The sequence below is a fragment of the Geobacillus sp. LEMMY01 genome (genome assembly GCF_002042905.1).
Classification (GTDB): Bacteria; Bacillota; Bacilli; order Bacillales; family Anoxybacillaceae; genus Geobacillus; species Geobacillus proteiniphilus.
Window position 1 is genome coordinate 17,638 of the sequence record NZ_MVKA01000031.1, and the last position, 26,660, is coordinate 44,297.

The window sequence follows — 26,660 nt, forward strand, 5'->3', positions numbered from 1 at the left end:
CCAACAAGTCGTTTTAAACAGTTATTCCACGTTTTGCACTTGCTCGCGCATTTTCTCAAGCACGCTTTTCATCTCAACGACTTGCGCGGCGATCAAGCTGTCGTTCGCCTTGGCGCCGATCGTGTTCACTTCGCGGTTCAGCTCTTGCACCAAAAAGTCAAGCTTCCTCCCGATCGGTTCGTCCGCCTCAAGGACGTCCGTCATTTGCGCCAAATGGCTGCGGATGCGTTTCAATTCCTCGTGAATGTCCGCCTTTTCCGCAAACACCGCCACTTCTGTGAGCAGCCGCGCTTCATCAACCGGAGAAGGCGCCCATTCGCGCAGGCGGCGCGCAAGCCGCTCGCGGTATTGCTCGACTACAAGCGGCGCCCGCTGCTCAATGACTTCCACCCCGGCTTCGACTTCATGAAGGCGGGCGCGCAAATCCGCGGCCAGCGCCTCCCCTTCGCGCCGGCGCATGGCCACAAGTTCCTTTGCCGCTTCATCGACAGCGGCCAAAAGCAGCGGCTCGACCTGCTCGTTCGCTCCTTCCTCTTCCACCACTTCGACGGCCCCATCAAGCCGAAGCAGCTCGGCCGCCGTCACGCTGCCGTCAATGGCAAATCGCTTTGCGGCTTCCTGCACTCCGGCCCAATACTGGCCAAGCAAATCCCAATCGATATGTACGCTCCGTTTCACAAGTCCTTCGCCGGCGATCGTGACGAACACTTCCACTTTTCCGCGTCGCACGTACGGCAAAATTGCTTTCTTTATTTTATCCTCAAACACGAGCCATTGTCTAGGGAGGCGAATGGAAATTTCACAAAACCGGTGGTTGACCGATTTCATTTCCACCGCCACCGTCAAGCGGTCCGTTTTTTTCGTGCTCGCGCCAAAACCAGTCATGCTGTAAACCATGCCATCACATCCGTTGCGTCGTTGATGAAAAAGAAAAGGTCATAGAGCGCTCCTCTATCACCTTTTTTATTATAACATATCCATCCTTTTATTTTCTCGTAAAAAGCGAGCCGGCAAACAAAAAGGTCGGCAAGGCGGACAAACCGATGATGAGCAGCCAATCGACGGCCGCAAGCGGCTTCGTATGGAACACGGCAGCCAGCGGCGGGTAGTAGATCACGACCAGCAGCAACAGCAGCGACACGATCACCGCTGCAACGAGATACATGTTGCCAAACGGACTGCGGTCAAAAACCGAACGATCGCAGCGGCAGTCGAACACATGGATCAATTGGGCCAACACAAGCGTCGCAAACGCCGCCGTCTGAGCGTAAACGAGATCCGCGCCGCTCCGTTCATAGGCGGTCAGAAACGCAGCCAGCGTAACAACGCCGATCAAAACGCCGCGGCTTACGATTTTCCAGCCGAGCCCGCGGGCGAACACCCCTTCATCCGGACGGCGCGGCGGCCGCTTCATCACATTTTCCTCCGGCCGATCAAGCCCAAGCGCCATCGCCGGCAAGCCGTCCGTCACGAGGTTCACCCATAAAATTTGAATCGGCACGAGCGGCAGCGGAAGCGAAAGCAGCATCGCAAACAACATGACGAGAATTTCCCCGACGTTCGAGGCGAGCAAGTAGCGGATAAACTTGCGGATGTTTTCGTAAATGTTGCGCCCTTCTTCAATCGCGGCCTCAATCGTCGCAAAGTTGTCATCAAGCAGCACGAGCGACGCCGCCTCTTTCGCCACTTCCGTCCCCGACCGGCCCATCGCGACGCCGATATCCGCCGCTTTCAACGCCGGCGCGTCGTTCACCCCGTCGCCGGTCATGGCGACAATATGACCGCGGCGCTTAAAGGCGTTGACAATTTTCAGCTTATGCTCCGGGGAGACGCGGGCAAACACGTAAATATTATCGACCTCGCGTTCGAGCTCGTCGACCGACAGGCGCGATAACGTCGCCCCGTCCATCACTTTTCCGCCGGGCGGGAGCACGCCAAGCTGTTTGGCGATGGCCGTTGCGGTCAACACATGATCCCCGGTGATCATCACCGTTTTCATCCCCGCCTCTTTGCATCGCGCCACCGCCTGCTTCACCTCCGGCCGCGGCGGGTCGATCATGCCGGCGACGCCGAGGAACCGAAGCTTTGTCTCCGCCTCCTTCTCCGATCCGATCCGTTCCGTTTCCGCAAGCGGCCGATACGCAATGGCAATCGTGCGCAAGGCGGAAGACGCCATCTGGCGAATCGCCTTCTCAATCGTCTCTTTCCACACCGGGGTCAGCGCCTGCTCGCGCCCGTTCCATTCCAGGCGGTCCGCCCGCTCAAGCAGCACATCGGGCGCCCCTTTCGTCACAACGAACCGCCGCCCGTTCCGGTCGCGAATGATGACCGTCATCATTTTCCGCTCGGAATCAAACGGAAACTCCTGTTCGATCGTGTACTCACGCAAAAGCATTCCTTTCGCCAATCCAGCTTTGGCCGCCGCGACCAGCAGCGCTCCTTCCGTCGGATCGCCGTCGATGTAGCGCCGGCCGTTTTCCTCTTTCAACTCCGAACTATTGCAAAGCACCCCCATTGTCAATAGGCGAGCGAGCTCGGGAACGCGGTTCGGATCAACCGTCCGGCCGCGTTCAGAAAACTCGCCATCCGTTTCAAGACCAACGCCGCTTACCGCAAATGTCCGCCGGCCTGCCCATACTTGCGTGACGGTCATCATGTTTTCCGTCATCGTCCCCGTTTTGTCGGAACAAATGACCGAAGCGCAGCCGAGCGTTTCCACCGCCGGAAGCTTGCGGACGATGGCGTTTCGTTTGATCATCCGCTGCACGCCAAGCGCCAAGACGACCGTCACAATGGCCGGCAACCCCTCCGGAATGGCGGCGACCGCGAGCGACACACCAGCCAAAAACATTTCATACAGGTCGTGCCCTTGAATGACACCTACGGCCACGACCGCTGCCGTCAGCGCCAATGCGACGACAAGCAAAATTTTCCCAAGCTGCTCGAGCCGGCGCTGGAGCGGGGTTGCCCCCGCATCCGCCTCTTCGAGCATCGTTGCGATTTGTCCCATCGCTGTTTTCATCCCAGTGGCGATGACAATCCCGACCCCATTCCCTCTTGTCACGAGCGTCCCCATAAACGCCATATTGTGCAAATCGCCCAACGAAGCCTGTTCTGTATGAAGCGGGGCGGCCGATTTGGCTACGGGCACTGATTCGCCCGTCAGCGCCGACTCCTCGATTTCCAGGCCGGCCGCCTCAATCAAGCGGATGTCGGCCCCGACCCGGTCGCCGCTTGCAAGTCTCACCACATCGCCGACAACAAGCTCGCGCGTGGGGACTTTCACCCACTCCCCGCCGCGCAACACAACCGCTTGCGGAGCGGACAGCCGTTTTAAGGCGGCAAGCGACTTTTCCGCCCGCCGCTCCTGGATAAACCCCAGGATGGCGTTCATGATCACGATCACAACAATCGCCACCGCATCCACATACTCGCCTAAAAACGCGGAAATCACCGTCGCCAAAAGCAACACAAGCACCATAAAATCTTGAAACTGGCGAAAAAAGACAACGATGGCCGACTCCTTCTTCCCTTCCGCCAGCTCGTTGTACCCGAACTGCCGCAGCCGTTTTTCCGCCTCCGCCGCAGTAAGCCCGGTCTTGACATTCGTCTTCGTCTCGTGCGCGACATCGCTTGCCGCGAGCGTATGCCATTGCATCTGTCTCCCTCCGTCCTTCCATTTTTTCGCACGCCGTTCCCGCTTCTCTATGCTTATTCATACATGTCCCAAAAAATGATAGTCCCCGCCATGATGTTTAGCGACACAAACATAAGGAGTCGTGGGGCCCTTTGCCACGCCATCTCCCCCATAAGGGAAAAAATCGTGTCAAAAAAGCGGGCCTCCCCATTTTATGCAACATGTTCGTCGGGCATCTTCGTCCGTCTTCAGGTAATATTCAAAGAAATGTTCAAAACGGCGGGTCGTATGGTAAGATCGAAATAGCAAACAAACGAAATAGAAAGGTGTTTTCCATGTCCTTTGACGGAGTGTTTACGTACGCCATTGTCGGTGAACTCGAAGAGGCGCTTGCGGGCGGGCGGATCACGAAAATCCACCAGCCGTCGGCGTATGAGATCGTGCTGCTTGTGCGCGCTCGGGGCCATAACCATAAAGTGATGCTGTCGGCGCATCCGACGTACGCCCGCGTCCATTTGACAAACGAAACGTACAACAACCCATCCGAGCCGCCGATGTTTTGCATGCGGCTGCGCAAACAGTTGGAAGGAAGCGTCATCGAAGCGGTCCGCCAAGTCGATTTTGACCGCATCATCGTCATGGACACAAAAGGCCGCGACGAACTCGGCGACGTGCAGACAAAGCGGCTCATCATTGAAGTGATGGGCCGCCATAGCAACATCATCCTCGTTGATGCATCGACCGACACGATCATCGACAGCTTGAAACATTTGCCGCCGTCGGTCAACCGCTACCGGACGGTGCTTCCCGGGCATCCGTACGTCGCCCCACCGACGCACGGCAAGCTGAACCCGCTTGAGGCGACGGAAGAAATGGTGCTGAAAAAACTCGACTTTCACGCCGGCAAGCTCGCCCATCAGCTCGTTTCCGCCTTCAGCGGCATTTCGCCGCTATTTGCCAATGAGGCGGTGTTCCGCGCTGGACTCGCCAACCGGACGACGCTGCCAAAAAGCTTTCTTTCGCTCATCGATGACGTGCGCGGCCGCCGCTTTGCCCCGATGATGTACACGAACGGGGAAAAAGAATGGTTTTACGTGTTGCCGCTTAAGCACTTACAAATCGAAGGCCAACCGTTTGCGAGCGCAAGCGAGCTACTCGACCGCTTTTATTTCGGCAAGGCCGAGCGCGACCGCGTCAAGCAGCAAGCCCATGACATCGAGCGGCTCATGGCGAACGAAAAGGCGAAAAACGAGAAAAAGCTCCTAAAGCTCGAACAGACGCTCGAAGAAGCAAAGAAAGCCGACGTTTATCGACTGTACGGCGAACTGCTCACCGCCCATTTGTACGCCGCAAAGCGCGGCATGACGGAAATCGAGGTCGCAAACTACTACGACGAAAACGGAGGCACGGTCACCATTCCGCTCGACCCGCAAAAATCGCCGTCCGAGAACGCGCAACAGTACTTTCAAAAATACCAAAAAGCGAAAAACTCGCTCGCCGTCGTGCAACAACAAATCGAGCGGACGAAAGAAGACATTGCCTATTGCGACACGATTTTAAGCCAGCTCGAAACCGCCTCGCCGAAAGACATCGAGGAAATCCGCGACGAGCTCATCGAACAAGGCTACTTGCGCCCGCGCGCGGCCAAAGGAGCGAAAAAGCGGAAAACCGCCGTCCCTGAGCTCGACCGCTACGTCGCAAGCGACGGCACGGAAATACTCGTTGGCAAAAACAACAAACAAAACGATTATCTCACGACCAGACTCGCCCATAAGGACGATGTTTGGCTGCATGTGAAAAACATCCCTGGCTCGCACGTCGTCATCCGGAGCAAGCAGCCGTCTGACGAGACGCTTCTCGAGGCGGCAAACTTGGCCGCCTACTTCAGCAAAGCCCGCCACTCCGGGTCGGTGCCTGTCGACTACACACACATCCGCTACGTGAAAAAACCGAGCGGCGCCAAGCCGGGGTTTGTCATTTACGAACACGAGCAAACGCTCTACGTCACGCCGGATGAAGAACTCGTCCGCGCCATGAAACAACGGCAAAAACAACAAGCGGCAAAACCATCGTAAACCCGCCCCAATGACCGCCCAACACGGCATCGGGCGATTCGCGCGAACTCCCGCAAACCGAAACGGTCCAGCGCCGCATCAAAGACAACGGGCTGTCTGTAAGACCAGCTGCATTGGCCTTATGGACAGCCCGCTTGGCAAACTTGTCGAGTCAACCACAAGCCGCCATCACGAATGCAACTCCATGCACGTCTCGCCATCCGTCTCAACGAAACACATCCTCAAGAGCCACTTCAAGCCCAGGAAAGCATGCCGACTGCACCACACCCGTTCCCGCTTTCACATCCGCCTGCTCATACAGTCCTTCCTCGTTCAGCGTATAGACGGTAATCGCCTCTTTCATCGGATTGACGATCCAATACTCTTTCACACCGTACGCCATATACAAATTGAATTTGGTCACTAAATCGTGCGCCTGGTTGGAAGGGCTCAAGATCTCAACGATAAGAGTAGGCACGCCGACATACTTCGTTTCCGTAAACCCTTTTGAATCGCAAATAACGCTTAAATCCGGAATGACGACTTTGCGATCGGGAAACTTGTCGCTAGCCAGTTCGATATCGGTCGGCGCCGCAAACACGTTGCACGGCTTCCCACGAAAATAAAGGCCCAATTCGGTATGAAGGTTGCTCGAAACAAGCTGATGCTTGATGCTTGGCGACGGAGCCATATACACAGCGCCATCAATATATTCAAGCCACTCATCGCTTTGTTCCCGCAACGCCCAATATTGCTCGTACGACACATTGGAAAACCGAGGCAAGGACATCGGCATCTTCTCCTTTGTCGCTTACATATTCCCCAAAAGAAGAACGCAACAGCCGTAATGGCCGGCTATTCCTCAAGCATCTTATCCAGCTTCTTATCAAAAGTATACACTTGATATCCCTTCACTTTGTTATAAGCGTATAAAAGGGTATCGACAAAGTCCAAGCGCCTTTTGCCAAACAGAGCAAGCGCCTCCTCTACGACCTCGATATCATCCACCTCGATATTATCGTATTTGAGCAATTCTAAAAGAATATCGCTGATCTCGTCATTTTTTACGTTGTACACTTTTTCAAGAACATAAACAACTTCAACGATTACTTCTCTTAGCAACAATACTTTGTTATCTTCAATAATCGTTGCGGCTTTGCCCGACAACTCATCATGGTCATTAAGCAGATATCTTAAAATAATATTCGCATCAATGATTTTCATATTGATCCACCACAGCTTTAGACCAAGCATCGCTTTCTCGGGCTTGCAAAGTCTCATTTTTATATTTGGACAGAGCCCCTCTTAGATTCCTTTTTTTTGGCTGTTCCAAATCTTCTTTATCTGCATAAGGAAGAATAATGACTTCCACTTTTCTATTTTTTAATGATTGAGGCAAATCGATGATCTTTTCTAAGTCATTGCTGTTTTTGATTACTCTTACAAAATCCATAACGTTTTCACTCCTTTCAAGGAAGATGGATCCTTTTAAACATATTATACCCGTTCATTGTACATCATGAGATGAAAATTCACTTTACGATCTATATAGACTCCCATGACAAAAAGATTTCGTCACCATCGAAGGGATGAAAATGCCGCTATGTCGAACTCTGAAACCTTGCACATTTTGAAGTTCGGGTATTTTCAGGATAGAAAAACTTTTTTAACGTCAGATATCCCTTCTTCTCCTAATAATAGAAATGTTTTCAGTAACATAGCTTACCCCCTTTGTTTATGTTATCACGGTCTGACATGAAGATACATATTACCCCCAGCTTTTCTCACTGCATAAGCTCTTCCTATCTCCCACTTTAGAGCTTTCTCTCTTCCATAAATGGTTCCTGAAACCATCGTACGTATACGCGATCGTCGTTCCATCCGACCATTGCTCTTTAAGAAGCAGTAAATGTTTGAGACTGGCCGTCGCTGGTTCGAATGACTTTTGAAGTCATATTGCCATTTACGTCATAATCGTAGTTGACGGAAGTACCGTTCGCTAACAACAGCTGTTTTAAGCGATCCGATAAATCGTACGTGTACTCTTTTTGGTTTCCTTTCTTTACCTCCACTGTTTTGTTCTTCACAACCTTAAACAGTAGAGGGGATTTTAGGAACTGGCAAGCCTTTTTTGCCATGAAGCTCTGCCATTTTGCACTAAACACACCCAGACGTTTCTGTTTCAAGCTCGGATGTGTTGGCATCAAAAGAAGACATTCAAATCATTGAACGGAAAGCGCTCGATCTTCTCCAATCGTATTGGCACCAGTTGCTTTTGCGTTCGCATAATGGCGGAAATCAACCTTTTCTCTCTCCTTTCCCTGTTACGAAAACATGCCAAGAAAGGGCAAAGGAAAAGGGAAGAAACTTTACGGATGAGATTTACGTCAAAAAACCGGAACGGGTGCGGTATTGGGCTATTTGTTTCTGTTGGCCTTGGCCATTTACCACGTCTTCCAGCGCCGGGTGCGTCCGTTCATCACACCAGAACACCCATTAAAGGGCGCCGGAGGCCGCAAGCTGACCCGACCGACGGGGCAGGCGATTTTTCAGCTGTTTCAATATGTGAACGTCGTCCTGCTGGAGCTGCCAGACGGGCGCATCCAACGCTCACTGGATCGCTCCCTCACCCCTGAACAACGAAGGATTCTGCAGGGGTTGGGGCTGGATGAGAGCATTTACGTGTAACGTCATACGGAACGACCAGCGATGGTAAAAAAAGGATAGCCATCGCTCGTCGTGTTGGTCAAAAAGTTATTCTGAAAAACTAAATAAAAAATCCTTTGTTTTGACCTTGTTAGGGTGCGAAATGTGAGTTAAAAATAAACCGCTACAATGAGCGGTTTTTTGTTTCTTCTTCGATTCTCCTTAACACTTTTGGCAGCTGTCTATATATCATTTTTCCGCTAAACCTCAAGACCTTCCAGCCACGCCTTCTCATTTTAAATATCACGATCTCTATCAACGTACAGAGATCACAGCCAAACAAAGGCAAACCTTTGTGGTTCTAGGGGTGGAGCCCCCCCCCCGAGGATCCTAGACATTTCCCCCGCTCCTAGATACACGCCTGAAGTATACCCAATCGCCTCTGAACCCTTATATATCAAGGATTCAGAGGCGATTTGTTTACCTAGTCACTGTCGAACTCGGGTGAAAAGATCCTCCCCATTCTGTTCAGGAGGTTGCGAAATGTGGGAATATCCTAGCTGACCCCTATCTAATAGTCGATTTTAAATTGATCAAAGGAGTTCCAACCGGATACGGAGAGCAAGAATTGACCTGTTGTTTGCTTTAAAGAAACCGCATAAACAAGCTTCACGGTCACTTTTTGATTAGGAGGTAGCGGGATATTTTTAAAATGGACTTGATCTTGGATCAGCGAGGGAGTGTACCCCCCTGTATCCGATAAAACAAACATTTCTGGATAAATATCAACTGTTTCATCTGACATATTTTTTACCTGTGTCACTAATGTTATTTCGTCAAAAAAACTGTCGGTTGTATCAATCCATCCTTCTTTAACACCCGAATGAACCGCAATAATCCTAATGCTTGGCTCATTTAACTCCTCAGCCTGGTCGTTTTCCACGGTTTCATTCCTGTTGATTTGTAAAGACGCTTCACGGGTATTAGATTGCTCCGTTTTCTTTTCTAAAGAGGAAGTTACCTTGTCAAAATTGAAAGATATTATTTGGCTTAACTTTACTTCCTCGAATTTTTCCATGATCTTATTTAATATGTCAGCGGAGACAACATACCTTGGTAACAATAATAGTGAAAAACATAATAGTGTAACAGTTATCACACGAGTGAGCGATGTTCTCAACCTATATTCCGCTAAAGAATGGAACGGTTGGGGAGCAACAAAAAGCGATAACAGCAATCCTCCGAATAGTCCCCCGAGATGTCCTTCTACCGAAATATTCGGTGCTACAAATGTATAAATAGTATCAAGAACAAAAGCCACCCAAATTACCGTTTTGCTTTCTTTATCTATAAATTGTGCTTTTCTTATAATTAGTCCTAAGTACAGACCGATTAATCCAAAAATGCTAGAAGATGCTCCAGCCGCAATTACGTTCTCAGAAAATAYWASAATAAACCCGTGGTGCTAGATAAAACTYAGACAAGCATAAAAATAGCCCTTGCTGGCGGATCTCCAGTAGAATGAAAGTGTCACCCAACATTCGAAAGGAGAGATCCCCCATGCAAGAGCACTTTCATTTTACTACAGATCCAGCCAAACTTCAAAAACAATATGCCGCCATTTTCTGTTTTGTTTCTGCCCAACTGTCGTTGATTCAAATGTATCTTCATCGCCGCAATCGTCACTTGGTCAAGCAAGAAGACGAAGGTGGTCATCGCCGTTCACCTTTTAGGAAAGTTGCTTGGCTTTTCTTCCGAACGAGCCTGGCATCGCTTTGTCACGGGAAATTTGTTCACAAACGGCTCGTTTCTTGAACGCTCCCGATACAACCGCCGCTGCCGAGCGCTTGGCTTCGCGGTCAAATGGATTCGTCATGAACTGGCGAAACGTGGCCAACACCATGCTAGACATTGTCGACAGTTTGCCTCTTCCGTTGTGCCATCCCGCGAGAATGCAGYGCGTCAAGCGATTTCGAGGGATCGCGGATATGGGGTATTGTGCTTCCAAAAAGCAATGGTACTACGGTTTCAAGCTGCATCTTCAAGTGACCCATCAAGGGCTGGCCATGGGCTATGTCGTGACGGAAGCGTCCTGCCACGACGTCAAAGCGGCCGAAACGGTGATGACCCAAATTCCTCATCCTGACAACTTTGGAGACAAAGGGTGCATCAGCCGCGCTTTTCGAGAAAAGCTGTACAAAGAACACCAAGCCGCGTTCTGGACACCGTCTCGACACAATCAAAAGCACGGCTCATCCAAGGCATGGGAAGAATGGATCAGGAAAAAACGCAAAGTCATCGAGACGGTGTTTTCGATTCTCGTAGACCAATACCGGATCACCGACATTCGAGCGAATTCCATTGCCGGGTTTGAAGTGGCACTCGATGGCATCTTGTTGGCTTATTCCTTGGTCACACTAGGGCTGGTTGAGCGCTGACGCTCAACTAGCACCACGGGTTACAATAATATCGCCAGGTGCAAACGCCGCGAAAGATATGTTATTCGTACCTTTGGGTGAACCAAAAGAATCACCAGGCGCCCAGTCCGGCTCAGGGTCATCCTTGTCATAACCCTCTTTAACTCCCAATTCTGATTTTCTGACTAAGTCATACTTATCAATATTCACACTTTGTTTAAGTTTTTCTTTTTGTTCTAACACTTCTTTAACTTCTTTGCTTTCATTGTTTACAACTTTTGAGTCTGCAAAAGCATAGTTTACCAAATTAAATCCAGATAGTAGTGTTACAAACGATGAGGCTACCAAAAATTTCTTAAATTTCCCTTTCAAGTAAATACCTCCTCTACCACTGATGTGTAAATAAAAAAATTTTACAGAACTACGACTTTCTTTCCTTAGCGACTTCGTACAAATCCGATAGATCTACTGTTTTTCACCAACTTTCGAATTCTTTTTTTATAATTCCATTCTAAAAAAAAAAAAAAAATAAAAAAACAACAAAAACTATTCGAAAAAATTCGATAATTTTCTACAAATTATGCCACTTGACTTTGTCCTCATCATGAGACGACATTCACGGTCTGCGCCCTGCAGCACAAGACGATCATTGACGAATGGTTCCATCTTATGGAGATGGAGAGGCGCAGCTTTCCTGAATGCGTCAAGACGTCTTGATCACCGCCAGCCATTCAGCGCCCTTTTGGCCTCCGTCAAAACGACAGGCGCCCCCTCCGTTGGGGACGCCTGTTCCCGTTATTTTTTCAAATTGTAAAACGAGCGGATGCCTTGATAAATGGCCGTGTGGCCGAGTTCATCTTCAATGCGGAGCAATTGGTTGTATTTCGCGACGCGGTCGGTGCGCGACGGCGCGCCCGTTTTGATTTGGCCGGCGTTGGTTGCGACGGCGATGTCAGCGATCGTGCTGTCTTCCGTTTCGCCGGAGCGGTGCGAGACGACGGCGGTGTAGCCGGCGCGTTTCGCCATTTCGATGGCGTCAAACGTTTCGGTGAGCGTGCCGATTTGGTTCACTTTAATCAAAATCGAGTTGCCGACGCCTTTTTCAATGCCTTCGGCCAGTTTTTTCGTGTTTGTGACAAACAAGTCGTCGCCGACAAGCTGCACTTTTTTGCCGAGCCGCTCGGTCAGCAGTTTATGTCCTTCCCAGTCGTTTTCATCGAGCCCGTCTTCGATCGAGATGATCGGATATTTCGATACAAGCTCTTCATACCAAGCGACCATTTCTTCCGACGTTTTCACAACGCCTTCGCCTTCAAGATGATATTTGCCGTCTTCTTTGTTGTACAGCTCGGACGAGGCAACATCCATGGCGAGCATCACTTGTTCGCCCGGTTTGTAGCCCGCTTTTTCGATCGCTTCGATGATCGTTTGCAACGCTTCTTCGTTCGATTTCAAGTTCGGGGCAAAACCGCCCTCGTCGCCGACCGCCGTGTTGTAGCCTTTCGCTTTTAGCACCGCTTTTAAGCTGTGGAAAATTTCCGCCCCCATGCGCAGCGCTTCGCGGAAGCTTTCCGCGCCGACCGGCATGATCATAAATTCTTGAATGTCGACGTTGTTGTCGGCATGCGCGCCGCCGTTTAAAATGTTCATCATCGGCACCGGCAGCGTTTTGGCGTTAAAGCCGCCCAAGTATTGGTACAGCGGCAGGCCAAGCTCGTCCGCTGCCGCGCGGGCAACGGCGAGCGAGACGCCCAAAATGGCGTTGGCGCCAAGCTTGCTTTTGTTTTCCGTGCCGTCCAGTTCAATCAGCTTCCGGTCGATCGCCACTTGGTCGGTGACTTCGAGGCCGATGATTTCCGGCGCGATCACTTCGTTGACGTTTTCGACTGCTTTCAGCACCCCTTTGCCGAGGTAGCGGTTTTTATCGCCGTCGCGCAGTTCGACCGCTTCATATTCGCCGGTTGAGGCGCCGCTCGGCACCAAAGCGCGGCCGAAGCCGCCGTCTTCCGTATACACTTCCACTTCCACCGTCGGGTTGCCGCGCGAATCGAGCACTTCGCGGGCGTAGACATCGATAATGGCAGACATGGGAACACACTCCTTTTCGTATCGTTTTCTCAAGATCATCGTTATTTTACAATCAACGATTTCCCCGTCATTTCTTTTGGCTGCGGCAAGCCGAGCAAATCAAGCATCGTTGGCGCCAAATCGCCTAAAATGCCGCCGTCTCTAAGCTTGATGCCTTTTTTCGTCACGATCACCGGCACCGGATTCGTCGTATGGGCCGTTTGCGGCTTGCCGTCCGGCGTCAATACTTCATCGGCGTTGCCGTGGTCAGCGGTGATGATGGCGATGCCGCCTTTTGCCAAAATGGCATCGACGACTTTGCCGAGGCATTCGTCCACTGCCTCCACCGCCTTGATCGTCGGCTCGAGCTTGCCGGAATGGCCGACCATATCCGGGTTGGCGTAGTTCAAAATGATCGCATCGTACTTATCGGCTTCAATTTCCTTGAGCAGCGCATCCGTCACTTCATAGGCGCTCATTTCCGGCTTCAAGTCATACGTCGGCACTTTCGGCGAGTTGATCAAAATCCGGTCTTCGCCTGGAAATTTCTCTTCGCGGCCGCCGCTGATGAAAAACGTCACGTGCGGATATTTTTCGGTCTCGGCGATGCGCAGTTGGCGCAGTCCGTGCTGCGACAGCACTTCCCCGAGCGTGTTGTCAAGGTTCGTCGGCTTGAACGCCACGTACCCTTTCACCGTTTCGCTGAAATGGGTCAAGCAGACAAAGAACAAATGCTTCGGATGTTTCGGGCCGCGGTCAAACTCGCGGAAATCTTCGTTCGTAAACGTGTTTGAAATTTGGATCGCCCGGTCAGGGCGGAAATTATAGAAGATAATCGCGTCATTGTCTTGAATCGTCGCCACCGGCGAGCCGTCTTCGCGGACGATGACCGATGGCAGGACGAATTCGTCGTAAATGCCGTGTTTGTACGAGTCCTCGATGCATTCGAGCGGATCGCGGTACGTCGGACCTTCCCCGTACACCATCGCCCGATACGCCTTCTCGACGCGGTCCCACCGCTTGTCGCGGTCCATCGAGTAGTAGCGGCCCGATAACGTCGCGATTTCACCGACCCCGTATTCCTTGATTTTTTCCTGCAGTTCTTTGATGTATTGCGGCGCTGTTTGCGGGCCGACGTCGCGGCCGTCCAAAAAGCCGTGGATGTACACACGCTTCACGCCTTCTTTTGCCGCTAAGCGCAAGAGGGCGTACAAATGGTGAATATGGCTGTGCACCCCGCCGTCAGAAAGCAAACCGAACAAGTGAAGGCTCGTTCCGTGCTGCTTCACATGGTTCATCGCCGCCAAAAACGTTTCATTCCGGTCAAACTCGCCTTCGCGAATGGCAATGTTGACTCGCGTTAAGCTTTGGTACACAATGCGCCCGGCGCCGATGTTTAGATGGCCGACTTCCGAGTTGCCCATCTGCCCTTCCGGAAGCCCGACCGCCTCGCCGCACGCCTTGAGCGTTGTGTGCGGGTATTCGTTCCAATAGCGGTCAAAGTTCGGTTTGTTCGCCTGAGCGACCGCATTGCCGTACGTTTCTTCGCGCAGCGCAAACCCGTCCAAAATGATGAGCGCAACCGGTTTTTTACTCATGGCGGCCCGCCTCCACCAATTGCAAGAATGAAGCCGGCTCGAGGCTCGCCCCGCCGACTAAGGCGCCGTCGATATGTTCTTGCGCCAAGAAATCACGGATATTATCCGGTTTGACGCTGCCGCCGTATTGAATGCGGATCGCTTCCGCCGCCTCCGGGCCAAACAGGCGCGAAACAACCGAACGGATATGGCCGCAGACGCTGTTGGCGTCTTCCGGTGTTGATGATTTGCCCGTCCCGATCGCCCAAATCGGCTCGTAAGCGATGACCGCTTGCTTCACTTGTTCCGGCGTCAAGCCGGCGAGCGCTTTTTCCACTTGCGAGGCGACAACGGCGTTCGTCTGCCCCGCTTCCCGTTCCTCAAGCGATTCGCCGCAGCAAATAATCGGCGTCAAGCCGCGGGTGAAGGCGGCCAACACTTTTTTGTTCACGGTCTCATCTGTTTCGGCGAACATTTGCCGGCGCTCCGAATGGCCGAGGATGACGTACGTGACGCCGAGATCTTTGAGCATGACCGGGCTCACTTCGCCCGTGTACGCCCCTTGGTCGGCAAAGTGCATCGTTTGCGCTCCGATTTTCAAATCGGTGCCGCTTGCTTGCCGCACCAACCGATCCAAAAAGAGAAACGGCGCGCAAACGACGGAATCGACTTCGTCCGCCGGCGGCACGAGCCCTTTTACTTCCTCGACAAATTGAACGGCTTCCGCCAATGTTTTATGCATTTTCCAGTTGCCTGCAATGATGCGTTTTCTCATCGTTCACCCTTCCTTTCAATGGGCGGCATCAGCCGCCATACGCCAAATCCGGCGCCGTGGGTCATTTGTCTTGCAGCGCGACAACGCCCGGCAGCTGTTTTCCTTCCATAAACTCGAGCGAAGCGCCGCCGCCGGTGGAGATATGGTCCATTTTGTCGGCTAAGCCGAATTTTTCAACCGCCGCCGCCGAATCCCCGCCGCCGATGACCGAATAGGTGTCGGGAGCCTCCGCCAACGCTTGTGCGACCGCTTTTGTCCCATGGGCGAACGCCTCCATTTCAAAGACGCCCATCGGGCCGTTCCAGACGACCAGCTTCGATTGACGAATGACATCGCGGTACAATTCGCGCGTTTTCGGGCCGATGTCAAGCGCCTCCCAATCGTTCGGAATGGCGTCGATGGCGACGACTTTCGTATTGGCGTCGTTCGCAAACCGGTCGGCGACGACGACGTCCACCGGCATATAAAAACGGACGCCTTTTTCTTTCGCCTTTTCCATAAACGATTTGGCGAGTTCGATTTTGTCCTCCTCAAGCAGCGACTTGCCGACGTCATGGCCGAGCGCTTTGACGAACGTATACGCCAGCCCGCCGCCGATGATCAGGTTATCGACTTTATCGAGCAAATTGTCGATGACGCCGATTTTGTCTTTCACTTTCGCGCCGCCGATGATCGCCGTAAACGGGCGGTCCGGGTTGGACAGCGCCTTGCCGAGCACTTCGATTTCTTTTTCCATCAAAAATCCGGCCACCGCGGGCAAGTAATGGGCGATGCCTTCCGTCGACGCATGGGCGCGGTGGGCGGCGCCGAACGCATCGTTGACGTACAGATCCGCGAGCTCAGCGAACGCTTTGGCCAGCTCTGGATCGTTTTTCTCTTCGCCAGGGTAAAAACGGACGTTCTCAAGCAAGAGCACGTCGCCTTCGTTCAAACGGGCGACCGCCGCTTTCACCTCATCGCCGACCGCTTCATTCGTTTTGGCGACTGGCCGTTCAAGCAGCTCGCTAAGCCGCTTCGCAACGGCATCCAAGCGCAAGTCTTCGACCACTTTTCCTTTCGGACGGCCGAGGTGGCTCGCCAAAATGACTTTCGCCCCGTGCTCGATCAAATACCGGATCGTCGGCAGCGCCGCGCGAATGCGCGTGTCATCGGTGATGGCGCCTTGCTCGATCGGCACGTTAAAATCGACGCGGCAAAAGACGCGCTTTCCCCTCACCTCAACGTCGCGGATCGTCTTTTTGTTCATCGTTCGTGCCCCCTTTTGGCTGCAGTTTCGACAAAGGAAAAGGAGTGGGGATCATTTCCCCGCTCCCCTCCATTTTCCTATTATAGACTTGAACGGATGGAAAACTCAATGCCGAGCTGGTTTTACAGCCCTTTCGAGGCGATGTAGGCGGCCAAGTCGACGACGCGGTGCGAATAGCCCGTTTCGTTGTCATACCACGAAACGACTTTCACCATTTTTCCTTCAATGACCATCGTCGACAGCGCATCAATCGTCGACGAAGCGGTGCTGCCGTTGTAATCGCGCGAAACGAGCGGTTCTTCACTGTAGGCCAAAATGCCTTTCAACTCGCCTTCCGCCGCTGCTTTCAACGCGGCATTCACTTCTTCGACCGTCACTTCTTTTTCCAGCTCCGCCACCAAGTCGACGACCGAGACGTTCGGCGTCGGCACGCGCATCGCCATTCCGTTCAATTTGCCTTTCAATTCCGGCAAAACAAGCGCAACAGCTTTCGCCGCCCCGGTCGTCGTCGGAATGATCGATTCGGCTGCAGCACGGGCCCGGCGCAAGTCTTTATGCGGCAAGTCCAAAATTTGTTGGTCGTTCGTGTACGAGTGAACGGTCGTCATCATGCCGCGGATGATGCCGAATTGTTCGTGCAGCACTTTGGCAAACGGCGCCAAGCAGTTCGTCGTGCACGAAGCGTTCGAGATGACATGATGGGCTTTCGGATCGTATTTATCTTGGTTGACGCCCATGACGATCGTAATGTCCTCGTTTTTCGCCGGTGCGGAAATGATCACTTTTTTCGCGCCGGCTTCCAAATGTTTGGCGGCGTCTTCGCGTTTGGTGAAACGGCCGGTCGATTCGACGACGATGTCAACGCCGACCTCGCCCCACGCCAAGTTCGCCGGATCGCGTTCCGCCTTGACGATGATTTCTTTGCCGTTGACGACCAAGTTGTTGCCGCTCACCGACACTTCGGCGTCCAGACGGCCATGGACGGAGTCGTACTTCAACAAATGAGCAAGCGTATTCGCATCGGTTAAATCGTTCACCGCCACCACTTCAATATCCGGGTTTTTCAATGCAGCGCGGAAGACGTTGCGTCCGATGCGGCCAAATCCGTTGATTCCCACTTTGACTGCCATCTTATTTTCCTCCTTGCGATTGGATTGTATCAGCAAGGGAGATTACTCCCCTACGAACGCTTTTGCGGCTCCTTCGTCCGTCACCAATAGCGAGTGCGGCGCCCGTTTCATGTACGCGCGAATGGCTTTCGCCTTCGACGCCCCTCCGGCGACGGCGATGACATGCTCGACATGCGGGAGGTGTTCAAGCTGAATGCCGACCGTTTTCACTTTATGGACGACGTCGCCGCGTTCGTTGAAATAGTAGCCGAACGCCTCAGCGACCGCATGGCGGGCGATGATTTTCTCCATCTCCACAGGCGGCGTCTTCCGCCGCTTGGCCATCGTCACCGCTTCACCGATGCCGTGGACGACCATGCGGCATGATTGGATGAGCTCAAGCACTTCTTTCACCGCCGGCTCTTCGACAAGCGACGCGTACGCTTCATCGCTCAGCTGGTCAGGCACGTGCAGCAACCGATAGCGGCCCATCGCTTTTTCTGCCATTTTCGCACAAATCGTGTTCGCCTGGTTCTCGACATCTTCGCCAAGACCGCCGCGCGCTGGAACGAACAACACATCGTGAAGCTTCGGATCCGGCGTCATCATCTCCGCGACGGCCGCCATCGTCGTTCCTCCAGCCACGGCGACGATGTCCCCAGGTTCAAGCAGCTCCTTCATGCAGGCGACACATGCTCTTCCCATTTCTTTTTTTACCCAAGGGGAACGGTCGCTATCCCCGGCGACGACAACGACGCGCTCAATGTTCAGCTGCTGTTGCAGCGCCGCTTCGAGCTCTTTGAGCCCGAGCGCTTCCCGCATCAAATCATTGAGCGTATGAAGGAGCGCCTGACCTTCCTCAGTCAACCGCATGCCCGACACATCGGCGGAAAGCAAGTTTTGCCCTTTTAAAAACTCTGTTTCCGACCGGAGCACCCGTTCGCTCATGCCGAGGCTCGCCGCCAGCGCCCGCCGCCCGATCGGCGCCATGAGCGAAATGGAGTGCAAAATTTGATACCGTTTTTGCATAACGTCAAGCAAGTCAGGCAATAACTTTTTTTGTGCTTCTAATAACGGTTGCATCGATCCTTTCTCCTCGATTGAACATAGGGACGTTTCATGTCCCGGTATGACATATTATGTCCCACAGTGCCATAAAAAATTCCTCCCGCGCCATTTTCATTATAGCAGGAGGACGATAGCCGTTCAACTGTTTTGCGCCCGCCGCAACCGTTTTCTCACCGCTTCTTTTTCAATCGCTCCGTAGCCGATTTCTTCGCCATCCAATTCCACAACCGGGATCATCAGCTGATATTTTTCCAGCAGTTCATCATCTTTGTAAATATCAATTTCTTCCAGCGTAAACGAATAGTCCGCCCGCAGCTCCGTCAAAACGGCTTTCGCCTTGTCGCAGAGCGGGCAATTCGTTTTCGTATACAATCGGATATGCATTCATTTCTTCCTCTCTTTCTACAGCAGTTGCCGTTTCGATTGGCCGCCCGCTATGGCAGGCCGATATATTGCCTCCGCTTTGCCGAAGACGGGATGCGCAGCTGCTCGCGGTATTTGGCGACCGTGCGGCGCGAAATGGCGATACCGTGCCGCTCGCGAAGCAAATCAGCAAGCTGTTGGTCAGACAGCGGCGCCCGCCGATCTTCCTCGGAAATAAGGGCCTCGATGATCGCTTTCACGCGGGCGGACGATGCCGCTTCATCCCCTGCGGCCGTCGCGGCATTCGAAAAGAAACGGCGCAGCTCCACGGTGCCAAACGGCGTTTGCACATATTTATGCCGGACCGCGCGGCTCACCGTCGATTCATGAACGCCGAGCTCCTCGGCCACCTCGCGCATCGTCATCGGCTTGAGCGCCGAAAGCCCAAACTCCAAACACGAGCGCTGGCGGTCGATGATGACAGCCATCAAATGCAGAAGCGTCTGTTTCCGTTGCTCCAAACTTTTCGCGAGCCATGTAAACTGCCGATATTTTTCTTTGATAAACTGTTCGGCATGCCGGTCGCCGGATGCGGCGATGCGCCGCTCGTAATCCCGATTCCATCCGAGCTCCGGATGGATGTCATCATTATAGGCGGCCATCCAGTCTCCATCCGCTCCGCGGGTGACGATGACATCCGGCACGACCAAAGGCGGCGTTTCGCTCGAATAGTGAATGCCCGGCCGCGGCTCGAGTGTGCGAATGAGCTCGAAGACGCGCTGCAGTTCGCCAAGGCTGACGCCAAGCTGCTTGGCCAGCGTTTTCCACGACTTTTCCGCAAAAGGAACAAAATGATAACGGACGATCGTTTCCGCCAGCTCGTCGCGCTCAGGAAGACGTTCAAGTTGCAGCAAGAGGCATTCCGCCAAATCGCGGGCGCCGACTCCCGGCGGGTCGAGCGACTGCACAAGGCGCAGCCCCCGTTCCATCTCTTGTTCCGATGCGGAAAACCGCGCCGCCAGCTCGGCAAGCGGCACGCGCAAATAGCCGTCCTCATCGAGCGAGGCAATGAGATAGCGGACGATGCGCTCTTCCCGATCGGCCAGCTTCAACGCAGGCAGCTGCCCCAGCAAATGGCCAACAAGCGTCTCTGCGCGGGCGCCAATGTTCTCGAGCCATTGCTTTTGGTCTCTTTCTGTCCGGCTTGGCCGTTGCCGCACCCGGGTGCGACGGATTTCCAAAAACGGGTTTTCCAGCGCCTGTTCATATAAAAACGCTTCCAAATCCACTGCGGAATATTGCAACAGTTCAATCGCCTGCACAAGTTCCTTTGTCAGCGACAACTGCAGCCGCTGCTCTTGCCATAACTCCGCCCTCATCGTCACGCCCCCCTTTCTTTTATTGTACACGACGGGAGCGGGAGGGGGTAGGAGAAATTTTTGACGATGTTTCCGAGATGGTGAAGCTTGGACATACTGTCGCTCCCTAAAACCAAAACGAAAAACGGCTGCCGTCGCAGCCGTTTCCCATGTATAGCGCCCTCGGCAGGATGATAACCATATACCTAAAGCATTGATATTTCAATGTTTGAGCGACACATTCTTTTGTGTTGTGCAAAATTTGTGCAAAATTATCTCCAGTGCGTAAATCCATGCAAAAAGGCGGAGTGATCCGCCTTCCTTTAAAGTTACTTTTAAAAAACTTACGTATTGCAGTCGGCACATCCCATAATAGCCAGTAAATTAAGAAATCCGATTACTCAATTTAACAAAAAGAATTTTCTGATACATAATTGTGTATTGTAATATTTCAATAAATATAGGAAAATACCCATATTTTCGTGTTATGGCTCATCAAGAAGGCCGGAGTCTTACTCCGCCCTCTTTTTTATGATGAACAAAAAAGAGCCTACTCAAAACGAGTAGGCTGCATTCGTTTATTAATTAATTTTCCACATTGGAACATAAAGCTCGCGTTAGTACCTATATACATGCAACATGAAGAGTTAACCTCTCCGTTATCCTGCACACCCTAAGCGCTGCAGCACTTCCTCCAAAGATCCTGTAGGCTCAATCTGCAAGCTGAGCCATGGGGGGAGGAAGTTAGTTGCAGGAGAAGGCAAATGTTAATTTTTCAATGAGCATGTATATAGTTCACTTTCGCCTTTATAGTCATACATAACAGTGTATTCGGCTGTTCCAGGCTTACCGGTTTCAGATAGCTGTAATCAACGGTGATAAAATGGCTCTTATGCAATATTGGTGATAGAGGGAGCTAATTGGGAAAATTAGTGTGCAATTCGAATTTTTTAGCTTCTCATTCTCAAGTATCTTGGCTTTTTCACCAAAAGAACTTAAGAGTCAATTTTAAATCGTTGTTGACAGTAAGCAATCATTTTTTTCTCTTACAAAACTACTTGATCATCGGATAGTATGTTTCTGTACTTTCTTATATCGGAATTTATCATCCAAAAGTTTGAAAATATTAAGAGTATCCCTGCTAAAATCAAGACAGTTCTCAACCCTAATATATCACTCACTAAACCTCCAACCATTGAACCAAGGGGTATCATCCCCCATGTTATCATCATCATTACACCACTTATTTCCCCCCTTATATGAGAAGGGAGTATAATTTGTTGAACCGTCATTCTCGCAATACTACCTATACTCCTCGCAGCATAACAGAAAATTATACCTGTTATAAAAACAAATATTCCTGCTTTTCCATAAGAAAATCCCATAAAAAGCAGACCAAAACTCGGTATGATGGGACCAAAAATCATAACTGACAGCACATCAAATTTTTTTATCAATCTTGGGGTAATAAAAGACCCTAATAATGCTCCGACTCCTCCTAAGGACAAAATTATGCCAGTTAAAGATTCACTAAGCTTCAAATCCTTAATTAAAAAAATGATAACAATTGCTCCGTACATTGACATTGAAAAATTAATAGTACTGGTAGTAAGAACTATGGACTTTAAGATATTGTTTTTTAAGATATATTTTATATTCTTTATAATGTTTATTTTTCTTGTGCGTTCTACTGTCACCTTATTTGAATTTTTAATACCTAACATTAGAATCGAGCTTATTAATAATGAGCATGAAATAAATGTCATTGTCAACTCTTCTCCAAAAATCCCTATAACTACTCCACCTAATGCTGGACCTAATAAATTGGCACTAGATCTAGAAAATTGGAGTAAGCTGTTAATTCCTGCTAATTCATCCTTACTATAAATATCAGGAATCCATGCTGTTAAAGTAGTTTCTATAATTACTATGACTAGTCCTATTAAAAAAATTATTAAAAAATAATTTAACTTAGTTAAATTTGAAGATAATGCTAAATATGCAAACATACCAAATAGAAGAGATTTAATAAGTAGAAGAGTTACCATCATATATTTTCTGTTCCACGAATCGGCTATTAAACCTGCTATATAACCAAATATCAAAAATCCAATTGATGATAAAGAAATAGCAAAACCAATAGATGAGTTATTTAAATTTAATATATTGATACCTAAAATAGGAATTAAAATCATTAATATTTCTGTAGATAGAAGTCTTAATATTTCTGCGATTCCTATTTGGAAATTTTTTAATAAATTTTTCATTGTTAAAAACCTCGCTACAAAACATCAATTAAGCTATTTTCTACAACTCTGTTCGGATGTATCTTATTGAAGAAATCTTCTATATCTTTCAATATCGTTTTTTCATCGACATCGTACTCATTTAAAACAGTTTTTGCTATCTCTTCTTTAGAATATCCTTTAAATGCCAAATTAAAGAATAATAAACCCACATCATCTTCTAAAATATGATATACATCGTTTTCACAATTATGAATCATCCTTATTTCTTCCCAAATTCTATAGTGTCTTGCAATCCAAGTAGGAGAATTTTCTTTTGCCTCTTCCAGTAATTTATATGGTTGTTTCGCTTCCTCTAAATATAATTTTATGGATTCCCTATTAAGCAATGAATCTAAATAGTTGTTGACTTCGTTATTTGTAACTTTTATATTCCATCCTCGAATTTGTTGAGCAATTGGTGCAAACATTGCATCAGCTAAAGAGAAGTCTCCAAATAAAAATTCCCCTGTCCAACCTTTTGCTTTTTTTCGGGCCAAAGTATTCTCTAATAATTCCAAAGTCTCTTTTAACTGTTCTAAAGCATCATTAGGTATTTCTTTTTGATTATTTTTTCTAAATGAGTTAGCATAAGACATTCCACTCATTAATGGTAATAAATCAGCATGAATATGACTACTAAAAACTCGAATATCACTTCTCTTTACGATATCATCACTCAAAAGGCTAGGATAATCCTTGAAATTTTCTTCCAAATACTCAGATATAGCTAAAACATCACAAATTACAGCACCTGTTTCGGGATCTATTAAAATAGGTACTCTTGGTAAATGCTCTACAATACTATTTTCTATTAACTGTGTATCATCAATGTTCAATAGTTGGGTTATTTGACATCCACAACCAGATGCAGGTTCTTTAGGCAAGTCATAATCGTCCTTATCTTTTATTGGAATTATTCCATTTTTAGTAAATTTAATAGGCCAATCGAGTCCAGCAATAATTTCCCTATAAGGTATTTTTCTCTCTCTTAGAATAATAGATGCTCTCATGGACCAAGAGGAAAATTGTTTATCCCCTATAATTAACGTCAACATAAAATTCAACCTCCCTAAATCATTAAACTGAACATTGCGACTTTGCAGATGAAGAAGGTTCAAAAAAGTAAGGTAAATGACATCCACCTCTACAACTATATAACTCACTACAACCCATACATGTATTACGTGGTGTAAGTACCTCGGAAACTTTCTTTGTCATTTTATTCCATATACTTTTTATCCCGTCTGTCGTTACATCACCAAAATATACATTGCTATGTGGACAATGTCTTAACTTACCATTAAAAGATATACTCCCCCAAACCAAACCAGCTTCACAGTGCCCTGATAATTGGCGTTTTCTTAAAGGTAAGGTCGGATCATCGGCACTTAGAGGAGAATCCTCTATTGAAGTGCACATTTTTTGACCACATGGCCAAGCAATTACTAAATCATCATATTGTTTTTGTAATTCGTCAATCTGTTTCATTAGTGGCAGCATATTTTCAATGGGCACGCCGTATTTATCATCATTTTTTCCAGTTGGTACATATCTCATAACACTAAAATACCTAGCTCCTCTATTATACGCATCTTTCATTACATCAATTGCGCTGTTAAAATTCTCTTTTACTAAAGTCAGCTCTACAACAACTTCAATTCCTGTCTTTACAAGAGTTTCAATCGCACTGACTGCTTTCTGATAAGCCATCTTATGTCCAGTTAGCAAATTATGTAGTCTCTTATCACCATGTAAAGAAATTAAAACCGTGCCCACATTGTATTTTTTAAAACGTTCTGCACGTTCAGGTGTTATAAAATGACCATTTGTAAACACTACTTGATAAAGACCCAAACTCCCCCCATATTCAAGAATTTCCTCTATATCAGGATGCAATAAAGTTTCTCCCCCACTATATCGCACTATGAAACAACCGTTTTCATTACATTCATCTAGAATCTTAAAGACTGTTTCTTTGGGAAGATGCTTTTGTGGCAACATTTTTATTTTCTTTTGAACATCCTCATCACTAAGATTAGGATCAATTTTCCAGACATTGTAGCAGAATCCGCAATTCCAGTTGCATAGGGAAGTTACCTCTATTTCAATGCGAAGAGGGAATTCTAGTAATTTATTATGCTTTTTTTCAATGTCCCACTCCCATACTTTTTCCTTATGTTCACAAATATTTGATATAAATACAAATATATCATCTATTAACTCCTCTTCTTGAACATCATACTCTTGTAAAATGTAATTTTTGATATAGTTAATATCATGATTTTGACGAATTAAAGATAATATTAACACACCTATGTCTCCATCTACTCTGTGAATGATACCAGTATTACTTTCGAACAATAGTCCTAGATCTTCCCTAAACTTCATTTTTTTTATCTTTTCTATATATGGTATTAAACTTTCTAAGTTTTGGCTCATATTATCCTCCTTTACTATTGCAAATTAAGAGGAGGTCAACTATAGTTGCCCTCCTCCTGTTAAATTAGTTGCACTGTAAAGATGGTCCTTTTGCTGATTTAACAGTTGGACGTTTGTATTCTTTTTTTGCTTTTGCCATTATTCTCCCCCCTTTAGATTGTATGTATATAAATAAGCGCTTAGCGCTTATTTATATCCCTTTTTTGTTTTTTATTTTTAAAATGATTATAATATTTGTTATTTATATTATAATATGTAAATTAACGCAATTCAAGTATATTTTTGCTTTTTTGCATTTATTTTTACTTTTTTTATATTAAACTCATATTTCGCAACCTTTGCATAATATACAAAAAACAACCTGGATATTCGCATAAAAATAATTTTTTATACAAAAATTGTAAAATAATTAATTTTTATTCGGTTAAATCGGGCTTATTTCGAATTTTTATTCAGGGTGCGAAATGTGAGTTAAACATAAAAAATGATTTTTATTGGTCAGGCGTGTTGATTATCCAATAAAATCCAAAGGGTATAGAAAAAAGAGCACCTTTCCTGTAGAATGTGAGTAGCGACACAAACAAACCCAGGAGGTGCTCTCTATGAACAAGCATACCCCGAGTTCGACAGTCACTAGGCAAACAAAATGCCTCTCGCCCCTTGATGCAAAAGGGACGAGAGACATTTGGGCACACTTTGGGCGTGTATCTAGGCGCGAGGATGGATGCCTAGGATCTTCAGAGGAGGCTCCAGCCCTAGAGCCACAAAGAGTTGAGCCTGTTTGGCCGTTAGTTCGGTTCGTTGAGAAAGGTCTCCGTTTTTGGAAGAAAAATGTCCAAGCATGAGACGCTCACACCCGTCTCTTACTTTCGGATATGATTCATGAGTCAGGGGAAAGGAATCGCAACTTTTGGCCAAACGCTCCAAGACAGCACAATCCACCTCGTCTTCGCACTCGAACGAATCCATCACCTTCGCTTTCGCATATTTGGCCTTCGGATCCCAATTCGTTGTGAGCAAGCTGGAGATAGGCCACGGTCGTTCCGTCTTTGTTTTTGCGTGTGACTCGTCGTATGTACGTGCCTATATGATAAACGATATTGGGCTTTTTAAAAGAATAAATTGTCAAGTCGTGTGCCTATGAAATTTGGCGTTTTTTCCTAGGATCCGCATCACGAAACCCTTGATATAACAGCATTTTGGTCATTTCCATTTGCCTAAAATGACCTCAAAACTGTCGAACTCGGGCATACCACACTCCCGAATTTGATGCAAAAACTTGTTTCGGATGAAGAGATTCAACTGATTGCCGAAGCGGTTGGGTATCGTGATTCGTCTCGAACCTTTCCGTTGCGCGAGTTGATTCACTTCTTCCTGCTGGCCGCCATGCATCAATGGAAAAGCTTTCGCCACGGAGCCGATGTGGGGCCTCTGTATGGATTGCCGCGATTCCATTATTCCACAGTATCCAAGAAAGCGAAAGAAGTTCCCTATGACATCATGAAACGCTTGTTGGCGTTGATCATTTCCAAGTGCAACCGCCAAACCCGCCGCTCGCTTCGGTTTCCCAAACCGCTTCGGGTGGTGGATTCGACGACCGTCACGGTCGGGAAAAA

The 26,660-nt window shown here is 48.8% G+C and carries 19 protein-coding genes and 5 pseudogenes; 4 read left to right on the plus strand and 20 right to left on the minus strand.

Annotated features, from left to right (window positions below; genetic code table 11):
* Window positions 1-21: 21 nt before the first annotated feature.
* Both B1A75_RS14600 and B1A75_RS14605 read right to left on the minus strand, forming a co-directional pair.
* Window positions 22-897, minus strand: coding sequence for a YicC/YloC family endoribonuclease (locus B1A75_RS14600; protein WP_079936416.1), 876 nt, complete (start codon window positions 895-897; stop codon window positions 22-24).
* Between the two features lie 88 nt (window positions 898-985).
* Window positions 986-3,658 (minus strand): calcium-translocating P-type ATPase, SERCA-type, encoded by a 2,673-nt coding sequence (locus B1A75_RS14605; protein ID WP_079936417.1) that lies wholly within the window; start codon window positions 3,656-3,658, stop codon window positions 986-988.
* A 314-nt stretch (window positions 3,659-3,972) separates the two neighbouring features.
* On the opposite strand from B1A75_RS14605, the gene B1A75_RS14610 reads away from it, so the two are divergent.
* Window positions 3,973-5,712, plus strand: a complete 1,740-nt coding sequence (locus B1A75_RS14610) for an Rqc2 family fibronectin-binding protein (RefSeq protein ID WP_079936418.1) — start codon at window positions 3,973-3,975, stop codon at window positions 5,710-5,712.
* A gap of 205 nt (window positions 5,713-5,917) precedes the next feature.
* Here B1A75_RS14610 and B1A75_RS14615 read toward each other — a convergent pair whose 3' ends face one another.
* The 4 genes and pseudogenes from B1A75_RS14615 to B1A75_RS14630 all read right to left on the minus strand — a co-directional run.
* Window positions 5,918-6,481: a Uma2 family endonuclease gene (locus B1A75_RS14615; RefSeq protein WP_013145802.1), complete on the minus strand. Its 564-nt coding sequence runs from the start codon at window positions 6,479-6,481 to the stop codon at window positions 5,918-5,920.
* A 65-nt stretch (window positions 6,482-6,546) separates the two neighbouring features.
* Window positions 6,547-6,915, minus strand: a complete 369-nt coding sequence (locus B1A75_RS14620) for a type II toxin-antitoxin system VapC family toxin (protein ID WP_033012322.1) — start codon at window positions 6,913-6,915, stop codon at window positions 6,547-6,549.
* A complete protein-coding gene (locus tag B1A75_RS14625; protein WP_011230660.1) occupies window positions 6,902-7,144 on the minus strand; it encodes a hypothetical protein in 243 nt (80 codons plus the stop codon). Before B1A75_RS14625 ends, B1A75_RS14620 begins: the two co-directional genes overlap by 14 nt.
* Before the next feature lie 445 nt (window positions 7,145-7,589).
* Window positions 7,590-7,829: pseudogene (locus B1A75_RS14630) on the minus strand (RHS repeat domain-containing protein); the annotation flags it as partial.
* 230 nt (window positions 7,830-8,059) lie between these two features.
* Here B1A75_RS14630 and B1A75_RS14640 point away from each other — a divergent pair.
* Window positions 8,060-8,379 (plus strand): annotated as a pseudogene (locus B1A75_RS14640) (IS1634 family transposase); the annotation flags it as partial.
* Between the two features lie 529 nt (window positions 8,380-8,908).
* On the opposite strand, the gene B1A75_RS14645 reads toward B1A75_RS14640, so the two are convergent.
* On the minus strand, window positions 8,909-9,790 hold the full coding sequence (locus B1A75_RS14645; protein WP_079936420.1) for a rhomboid family intramembrane serine protease: 882 nt from the start codon (window positions 9,788-9,790) through the stop codon (window positions 8,909-8,911).
* 107 nt (window positions 9,791-9,897) lie between these two features.
* Between B1A75_RS14645 and B1A75_RS14650 the strand changes: the two are divergent.
* A pseudogene (locus tag B1A75_RS14650) lies at window positions 9,898-10,775 on the plus strand (IS982 family transposase).
* Window positions 10,776-10,778: 3 nt separating this feature from the next.
* Here B1A75_RS14650 and B1A75_RS14655 read toward each other — a convergent pair.
* The 13 genes and pseudogenes from B1A75_RS14655 to B1A75_RS20810 all read right to left on the minus strand — a co-directional run bounded on the left by B1A75_RS14655 (window position 10,779) and on the right by B1A75_RS20810 (window position 26,131).
* A complete protein-coding gene (locus tag B1A75_RS14655) occupies window positions 10,779-11,126 on the minus strand; it encodes a hypothetical protein (RefSeq protein ID WP_254866640.1) in 348 nt (115 codons plus the stop codon).
* Between the two features lie 423 nt (window positions 11,127-11,549).
* Complete coding sequence (gene eno, locus B1A75_RS14660) at window positions 11,550-12,842, minus strand: phosphopyruvate hydratase (protein ID WP_025949887.1); 1,293 nt, start codon at window positions 12,840-12,842, stop codon at window positions 11,550-11,552.
* 41 nt (window positions 12,843-12,883) lie between these two features.
* A complete protein-coding gene (gpmI, locus tag B1A75_RS14665; protein WP_074044618.1) occupies window positions 12,884-14,419 on the minus strand; it encodes a 2,3-bisphosphoglycerate-independent phosphoglycerate mutase in 1,536 nt (511 codons plus the stop codon).
* Window positions 14,412-15,173 carry a triose-phosphate isomerase gene (gene tpiA, locus B1A75_RS14670; protein WP_074044617.1) on the minus strand — a complete coding sequence of 254 codons (762 nt, stop codon included), beginning with the start codon at window positions 15,171-15,173 and terminating at the stop codon, window positions 14,412-14,414. Before tpiA ends, gpmI begins: the two co-directional genes overlap by 8 nt.
* Before the next feature lie 61 nt (window positions 15,174-15,234).
* Window positions 15,235-16,419 (minus strand): phosphoglycerate kinase, encoded by a 1,185-nt coding sequence (locus tag B1A75_RS14675; RefSeq protein WP_074044616.1) that lies wholly within the window; start codon window positions 16,417-16,419, stop codon window positions 15,235-15,237.
* 122 nt (window positions 16,420-16,541) lie between these two features.
* Complete coding sequence (gap, locus tag B1A75_RS14680; protein WP_074044615.1) at window positions 16,542-17,549, minus strand: type I glyceraldehyde-3-phosphate dehydrogenase; 1,008 nt, start codon at window positions 17,547-17,549, stop codon at window positions 16,542-16,544.
* Between the two features lie 42 nt (window positions 17,550-17,591).
* Window positions 17,592-18,611 carry a sugar-binding transcriptional regulator gene (locus B1A75_RS14685; RefSeq protein ID WP_079936421.1) on the minus strand — a complete coding sequence of 340 codons (1,020 nt, stop codon included), beginning with the start codon at window positions 18,609-18,611 and terminating at the stop codon, window positions 17,592-17,594.
* Between the two features lie 123 nt (window positions 18,612-18,734).
* A complete protein-coding gene (locus B1A75_RS14690; RefSeq protein ID WP_074044613.1) occupies window positions 18,735-18,980 on the minus strand; it encodes a glutaredoxin family protein in 246 nt (81 codons plus the stop codon).
* Between the two features lie 50 nt (window positions 18,981-19,030).
* Window positions 19,031-20,338, minus strand: a complete 1,308-nt coding sequence (rpoN, locus tag B1A75_RS14695; RefSeq protein WP_074044612.1) for an RNA polymerase factor sigma-54 — start codon at window positions 20,336-20,338, stop codon at window positions 19,031-19,033.
* A 1,025-nt stretch (window positions 20,339-21,363) separates the two neighbouring features.
* Window positions 21,364-22,584 (minus strand): MFS transporter, encoded by a 1,221-nt coding sequence (locus B1A75_RS14700; protein WP_011888510.1) that lies wholly within the window; start codon window positions 22,582-22,584, stop codon window positions 21,364-21,366.
* 14 nt (window positions 22,585-22,598) lie between these two features.
* Window positions 22,599-23,660: a PqqD family peptide modification chaperone gene (locus B1A75_RS14705; RefSeq protein WP_041265047.1), complete on the minus strand. Its 1,062-nt coding sequence runs from the start codon at window positions 23,658-23,660 to the stop codon at window positions 22,599-22,601.
* A 22-nt stretch (window positions 23,661-23,682) separates the two neighbouring features.
* Complete coding sequence (locus tag B1A75_RS14710; protein WP_011888512.1) at window positions 23,683-25,044, minus strand: radical SAM/SPASM domain-containing protein; 1,362 nt, start codon at window positions 25,042-25,044, stop codon at window positions 23,683-23,685.
* Between the two features lie 708 nt (window positions 25,045-25,752).
* Window positions 25,753-26,131: pseudogene (locus B1A75_RS20810) on the minus strand (hypothetical protein).
* Between the two features lie 182 nt (window positions 26,132-26,313).
* Between B1A75_RS20810 and B1A75_RS14725 the strand changes: the two are divergent.
* Window positions 26,314-26,660 (plus strand): annotated as a pseudogene (locus B1A75_RS14725) (IS4 family transposase); the annotation flags it as partial.